Source organism: Desulfovibrio sp. 1214_IL3152 (genome assembly GCF_036763055.1).
In the GTDB taxonomy this organism is placed as follows: Bacteria; Desulfobacterota; Desulfovibrionia; order Desulfovibrionales; family Desulfovibrionaceae; genus Desulfovibrio.
In genome coordinates this window covers 1-6,579 of sequence record NZ_JBAIYW010000141.1, presented here as the reverse complement: position 1 = coordinate 6,579, position 6,579 = coordinate 1, and the positions used below count along the sequence as shown (strand labels likewise).

Genomic DNA, 6,579 nt, shown 5'->3' with positions numbered 1-6,579 from the left:
GATGATGGCCCCGGCCCGGCCCTGCTTGCCCTGCGCATGGCTGAAGTGCTGGAGGCCCGTATGCGGCAGGACGGGCTTGCGGAGCTTTATGACAGCCTTGAGCTGCCCCTTACTCCCGTACTGGCGGCTATGGAACGGCGCGGCATTGCCATCGACGCCGCTGCCTTTGAATCATTTCTTTCCGATGTGCAGGGCAGACTGGATACGCTTACGGCCGCCGTATACAAGGCGGCGGGCAGGGAGTTCAACATCCGCTCCGCGCAGCAATTGGGCGATGTGCTGTTCAGCACGCTTGAGCTGCCTTCGCCCCGGAAAACCAAGGGCGGACAGGCATCCACCAGTCAGGATACCCTTGAAAAGCTGGCAGGTCGCCATCCTGTGGTCGACAGTGTTCTTGAATTCCGCAAGCTGGAAAAAATGCGCTCCACCTACCTTGATCCCCTGCCGCGCCTTATGGACGGCAACGGGCGCATACATACCACCTTTAACCAGAAGGCCACGGCCACGGGGCGGCTTTCTTCCAGCAATCCCAATCTGCAGAACATCCCAGTGCGCGGCGATCTGGGCAAACGCATGCGAACCTGCTTTATCGCCAACCAGGGCAATGCCCTTGTGTCTGCCGACTACTCGCAGGTAGAATTGCGGGTGCTGGCCCACATGTCGCAGGACAAGGCCCTGCTGGAAGCCTTTCGCAACGGAGAAGACATTCACGCCCGCACGGCCGCTCTGGTTTATGACCTTGCGCCCGATCAGGTAAGCCCGGATCAGCGGCGTAATGCCAAAACCATCAACTTTGGCCTTATTTATGGCATGGGCGCGCAAAAGCTGGGGCAGGACCTGAAAATCAGCACCAGTGAAGCCAAGGAATTCATCGCACGCTATTTTTCGCGCCTTACGGGACTGAAAGAATTTTATGAATCAGTGGAGGCAACCGCCAAAAAGCAGGGCTATGTGACCACCCTGGGCGGCCGCCGCCGTCTGTTGCCGGACATTCATTCGCCCAACGGGCAGGCGTATGCCCTGGCCCGCCGCCAGGCCATCAATACGGCTATTCAAGGCTCGGCGGCAGACATCATCAAGCTGGCCATGCTGGCTGTAGCCGCCGATGACCAGTTGCGGGACCATGAGGCCCGTCTGCTTTTGCAGGTGCATGACGAACTGCTTCTGGAAGTGCCGGAAGCTTCCGCCAGGGCCGCCGGAGCGCGCGTGGCCGACCTGATGAGCGCCGTTAAACCCGGTGGAGAGCCTCTCTCGGTTCCGTTGGTGGTGGATTGGGGCGTAGGCCAGAACTGGGGAACGGCGCATTAGGGCATCCAACGCCTGAAGTCATTCTTCGCTTATGCCTGAGATGGTTACAACACAGCGGGCTGACACGGTTTTTTGCTGTGCCTTGTCCAGTTGCTCGACTGGTTTCGCTGACGGCATTACGCGGCGCGGAGGCGGGACAATCGCTGATGGGCGCGGCGTCGCGCCAAGGCTGCGCCGGATTTTTACCGGTTAGAGCAATTTCACTTTGAAAAAGTGTAAATGCTCTAACGCTGCACGAAAGTGCAGCGCGCCACAATGTGGCGTGGATTCAGCCGAAAATCGTATTTTTCGGCTGAATGAAAACTTTGAAATGTGAAGCATTTCAAAGTTAAGCTGCTCTAGAACAGCCCGTGTGCAAAGGAACGCCGGGCGGCCTGTCAGGAAAACATGCCGTTTTTCTGATCATTGCACCAACGAACAAAGGGCTGGAAGGATTTTTCCAGAATATGCCTGACGTTGGCTTCGGCTCTGGTATATTTGGCCCTGGTCATTTTACCGTTGCCGAGCCAATGTTTCAGGTGCCGGAAAATTTGAATAACGACAGCAGGGACAGGGCCGTCTGGTACGGCTTGGCAAACACGTTCGGCACAACGTCGGCGGGCGGCGTGGTGGACATAAAATCCCCCTTGTCACTGAGGGGGGCGGTATTTTCGTTAACGTCTGCCATGTAATTTCTACGCGCCCTGCGCTGCGGCGAAGTAGGAACGGTGTTGTGGTGCTCATCACGGCGCTTGCAACGCTGATGCAGGGTAATCTTTCAACTGCAAATTTTTCGGGCGGTGGCCGAGGATGGCTGCTCCTTCCAGGCGGCGTTTGATCACGCAACCGCCAGAACGGATTCAGGGTGCATTGCCGGCCCCTACTGGCGCAAGATGGTGCGCAGGGCTTCTGCCTGCGGACCGGAAAGGCCCTCAAGCCTTTGCCGCACTCGGTTGTGTACGGACTCGTGGCGGGGGGCCATTTCGTAAAGGGATGCTGCTGCGGTCTGGCTTACGGCAAAAGCCGGATCATTCTGTCTGCCGCTGGAATTGAGGTCGGCATAGCGCAGGGCGGCGTCAATGATGGCGTCCAGATAAACTGTGTTGCCGGAAGCCGTGTAGGCTGCCCAGTACATTTGAAGCACCGTTTTTTCGCTGGTGAGATTCCATTGCAGCAGGGGAGTGGGGTTATGTTGTATCTGCTGGAGCAGGATGGTGTCTTTTTTATCCAGCAGCAACTGCATCAGCGCGGCTTCGTCTGTCAGTCCGGCCAGGTGGACGGCCCAGGCAAGCGTGCGCTTGCCGTCGCGGCTGAGCGAAGGGACCAGCGGCAGCAGGCGCTGGCGCGCAGTGGGGTCGGTTTTAAGGGTTTCTGCCAGAAAGGCCGCCAGGGTGAGCTGTTTCTGCCGGTCATAGAGCACGTTTTGCGCATCAAACGAGCGGAGAATGCCGGGCAGTGTTTCGGGCCGGTTTTCCTTGTAGTAAAACTCCATATCCCTGGCGTAGAACGAAACCCCCTTGGACGCGGTGAGGGCTGATGCTTCGGATACGGGTGCAAGGATAAAGATGGTGGCAAGAATCAGGGCCTGCATGACGAGGGGAACCGGCCCGGCATGCGCAAGCATGCGAAGCAGGCGGCGGGGAGATGTGGAGTGCAAGGGCATGGCGGTCTGCGGCTGCTCCTTTTGGTAAGCTTGGAACGTATTTTTCAGAATATGCCCATAAATGGGCGGTGTTTTTCTGCGGCTGTAACCACGGATGCTTGTGATTTAAAGGTGTTTAATCTTGAAAATGTTCCGATGCATGTACGACAAAGGGCTGTCATTAACGTGTTCTTGCAGTATGTTTATGCAATCTGACAAAAAGTGTGTGGAATAACCAACCTCAAGCATTGGTTTGTGTTGTCGGATCTCAAGGGCATCGTTCTGCAAGCATTGCGAATGCACATTACAACGATAAAATTTCTAGTCAAAGTCCGCCAGCAGAGAATCAAGCCTGAGACATGTGAGCGGACTTTGCCGCAAAAGGGTGAGCAGGCGCACTCTGGCTTCCAGCAGGTGGGGCGACGAAACGCCGTTGCGGATGGAGCTGTGGGCCTCAAGAAAGGCGGCCAGATTGTCGCAGTCTTTAATAAGGCGCCCGTCCTTGGGATCAAGGGCGTCGGTGTTGCAGTGTTCCTGCAGGTCGCAGAAGCCGGAAATCTTTTCAACCCTGCCGTTGCGCCGCACGCATTCCTGAAATTCTGACTGAACGCCCAGACCGAGATAGTAGGATATGCGTTCCGCAAGGGCAGTGAAGCCCTGTTGCCGCAAGGGGGCAAAAACGCGGCGCTCCAGCTCCTTTTCTTCATATTCCTTGATGATCTTCGGCAGGTCCGCCACGGACCGCTTGACTGGGGAGATTATGTCGCGGGTGAGCACTTCAGGCAGGTCATGAAAAAGGCCGCAGAAAAAATTGTTGTTGGCCCTGGCGCGGCAGGCGTTGACCGACAGGCTGAAAAAGTAGGCGAAGCACGCCACGATAAACATATGCCCCAGTACGGAAGTTGCAGGAATGCGCGGGGCCTGCGTCCAGCGTATCTGAAAGCGCAGTTGCCCGCAAAGGTTAGCCAGGCGGGTCAGGGCGGTACCCTGGGTGCGCATCTGCTCCAGGCCCTTGAGGTCGGCGAACGTATCCAGCCTGTCCACAAAGGACTGTCCGATATCGTCCATTTCTTCGTCAAAATGGCTGTTGAGGGGCTTGATCAGGTTGAATTCCCATTGCGAGGCGTAAAGGTGCGCGGCAGTGAGGACGCGGCGGGGCAGGCTGTCTTCGTCCGGCGCGTGGTGCCAGCGGCACATGCGTTCCCAGAAGGGGCCGAGTGGCGACAGCGCCGGTTGCAGGCTTTCCAGCACATGGTCCGTCAGCTGGCGGTACTGTTCGGGATTTTCTTTTATGCGGTAAAAGATCGGTGGCTTGATGTCGGTTATGATAAGGCGGTAAAAATAGTCAAAAAGGCCGCCTTCAATAATTTCGCCCGCAAGCCGCATTTTTTTTTCTTCGGGCATGTGGAGCGAGTTTTCATGCCAAAGCACACAGGCCAGCAGCATCTTGTGCGCCTGCTTGTCAATTTCAAGCAATTCGGCGGGCCGCAGCTTGTCGTTCCAGCGCAGCAGATACGCGCCTGAAAATATGAGTTGAAGCAAGCTTTTGCGAATATCTGCCATACCTTCTCCGGGAACATGACGGAAAAACACTTGGCAGTATAGGAAGATATAGGGTAAAGCTCAAGGGCTTCATGCCGCTGCCCGTAGTTAGCGGGCTTTTTCCGCGCACGGGCGCGCAGGCTCTTGACAGGTGCGGGAGTTTGCCGTATTGAAGCTATCTTTACTGCGATATTGTCGTCATCCCCGTTCGACGGCGCATCGCGCAATGAACTTTTTTGCGGCCTTTACGGCTGCTGCTATTTGCAGATGTGAGGAGTCATTCCGATGAAGACGTTCAGCCCCACCCCCAAAGACATCAACCGCCAGTGGTTCGTGGTTGACGCTCAGGATCAGGTGCTTGGCCGCATGGCTAGCCAGATCGCCCACCGCCTGCGCGGCAAGCACAAGCCGGAATTTGCCCCGCATATGGATAACGGGGACTTTATCGTGGTTGTGAATTGCGAAAAAATCAAAGTCACCGGCAACAAGCTGGCTGACAAGAAATACTACCGGCACTCCGGCTGGGTTGGCGGCCTCAAAACCACCATTCTCGGCGATGTGCTGGCCGACAAGCCTTCCCGCGTCCTGATGGCCGCCGTGAAGGGTATGCTGCCCAAAAATCGCCTGGGCCGCGCCATGCTGAAGAAGCTCAAAATTTACGCCGGGCCTGAACATCCGCACACCGCCCAGAATCCTCAGCCGCTGACGCTGCCGCATTAAGGAGTAGAATGCCATGAGCGAGAAATTTGAATACGGCACCGGCCGTCGCAAGACCGCCACGGCGCGTACCCGCATATATGCCGGTTCCGGTGGCATCATGGTCAACGGGCGTTCCTTTGAGAACTATTTTCCCCGTAAGACCCTGCAGATGATCATTCGCCAGCCCCTGGTGCTTGCCAAGCTGGCCGACAAGCTCGACGTGCGCGTCAACGTGGCTGGCGGTGGTGTGACCGGTCAGGCCGAAGCTGTGCGCCACGGTATTTCCCGGGCTCTTCTGCTGGTAGATCCCGCCCTGCGCCCAGTGCTCAAGAAGGCTGGCTTCCTTACCCGCGACGCCCGCAAGAAAGAACGTAAAAAGTACGGTCTGCGCGCTGCACGCGCCCGGTACCAGTACTCCAAGCGTTAATACCTTTTACGAAAGCCCTGCCTGTCAGGGCTTTCGTATTTTTCCGGCGGGTCGCCTTTGCGGCCCGCCTTTTTTTGCACGCCGCCCCAGTAGCGGGCCTTTTTATGCGGGCTTTTCCCAGTAAAAATGTATGATCTGTGGCTGCCGGCTTCCCGCATGCCCTCAGCCAAAGAGAGTTGCCATGACCGACATGACCAAAGACAGCCTGCCCCCATGCCGTTTGCCTGTCCTTGATTACGCTTACACCCACGAGCAGACGCAGGCCACCACCGGCTATTTTTCCTGTGTGCCGCCAGAGGATCTGGATTTCGAGGCTGCCCTGGAGCGCCTTGAAGCCGCGCCCCTGGATGATTTTCTGCATCTTCACCTGCTCCGTCACCTGAGCGCGCAAAGCGCAGACTACCTGGTCGGGCTTGCGGCATCATGCCGCGATGCGGAAAAGGATGTTTTCGTGCGTCCGGTTCTGGCTGCCCTGTTGCTGGAATGCGCCATTCTTCTGCCGCAGCACGAAAAAGTCTGCGTGGGCTTTCCTGCCGATGCAGCGGCCCGCCTGTCGCATGCCAGTCCTGCGTTGTATCTGCGGGCTGTCTGCCGTTCCGGCATGGCAGATGCAGCGGCCTGGAGCGAGCTGTTCCGAAGCAATATCTGTGAGCATCGTGCGCTGCCGCGCCCGGAAGAAGCGGGCATTCCTCTGCTTTTCAGTCGGGAGAGTATTACGGAAGCCGCCCGGAGCATGGCAGCCGGGGCGGATTCCATAGTTGCGCACCATAAGCGCCTTGTTTCAGAGGCAGCCCCTGCCTGGCAGCGACCTCCTGCTCAGGAAACGTTTTTGCGCGCCCTGGATGCCCTTATGGAGGCGGATGTTATTGCCGGCCCTGAGATGCGTCATGAGGCATCGCTTTCGCCCATAGCCCTGTTGCGGGCATGGCAGGTGGACATGGAGGTCTGCTGCGGCGCGGCGCGCCACCGTCTGCGCGGGCAG

6 protein-coding genes and 1 pseudogene are annotated in these 6,579 nt (G+C 57.5%); 4 read left to right on the top strand and 3 right to left on the bottom strand.

What is annotated here, in order from left to right; genetic code table 11:
• Positions 1–1,308: DNA polymerase (locus V6C07_RS02950; RefSeq protein ID WP_333534891.1), on the top strand; the 1,308-nt coding region annotated here is incomplete at its 5' end.
• Positions 1,309–1,822: 514 nt separating this feature from the next.
• Here V6C07_RS02950 and V6C07_RS02945 read toward each other — a convergent pair.
• The 3 genes from V6C07_RS02945 to V6C07_RS02935 form a co-directional block, all read right to left on the bottom strand.
• Positions 1,823–1,975: a hypothetical protein gene (locus tag V6C07_RS02945; RefSeq protein WP_333534890.1), complete on the bottom strand. Its 153-nt coding sequence runs from the start codon at positions 1,973–1,975 to the stop codon at positions 1,823–1,825.
• Between the two features lie 192 nt (positions 1,976–2,167).
• On the bottom strand, positions 2,168–2,950 hold the full coding sequence (locus tag V6C07_RS02940) for a translation initiation factor 2 (RefSeq protein WP_333534889.1): 783 nt from the start codon (positions 2,948–2,950) through the stop codon (positions 2,168–2,170).
• Between the two features lie 300 nt (positions 2,951–3,250).
• Positions 3,251–4,492: an HD domain-containing protein gene (locus V6C07_RS02935; RefSeq protein ID WP_333534888.1), complete on the bottom strand. Its 1,242-nt coding sequence runs from the start codon at positions 4,490–4,492 to the stop codon at positions 3,251–3,253.
• 264 nt (positions 4,493–4,756) lie between these two features.
• On the opposite strand from V6C07_RS02935, the gene rplM reads away from it, so the two are divergent.
• The 3 genes and pseudogenes from rplM to V6C07_RS02920 all read left to right on the top strand — a co-directional run.
• Positions 4,757–5,191, top strand: coding sequence for a 50S ribosomal protein L13 (rplM, locus tag V6C07_RS02930; protein ID WP_333534887.1), 435 nt, complete (start codon positions 4,757–4,759; stop codon positions 5,189–5,191).
• A gap of 13 nt (positions 5,192–5,204) precedes the next feature.
• Positions 5,205–5,597 carry a 30S ribosomal protein S9 gene (rpsI, locus tag V6C07_RS02925; RefSeq protein ID WP_333534886.1) on the top strand — a complete coding sequence of 131 codons (393 nt, stop codon included), beginning with the start codon at positions 5,205–5,207 and terminating at the stop codon, positions 5,595–5,597.
• 181 nt (positions 5,598–5,778) lie between these two features.
• A pseudogene (locus tag V6C07_RS02920) lies at positions 5,779–6,579 on the top strand (YcaO-like family protein); the annotation flags it as partial.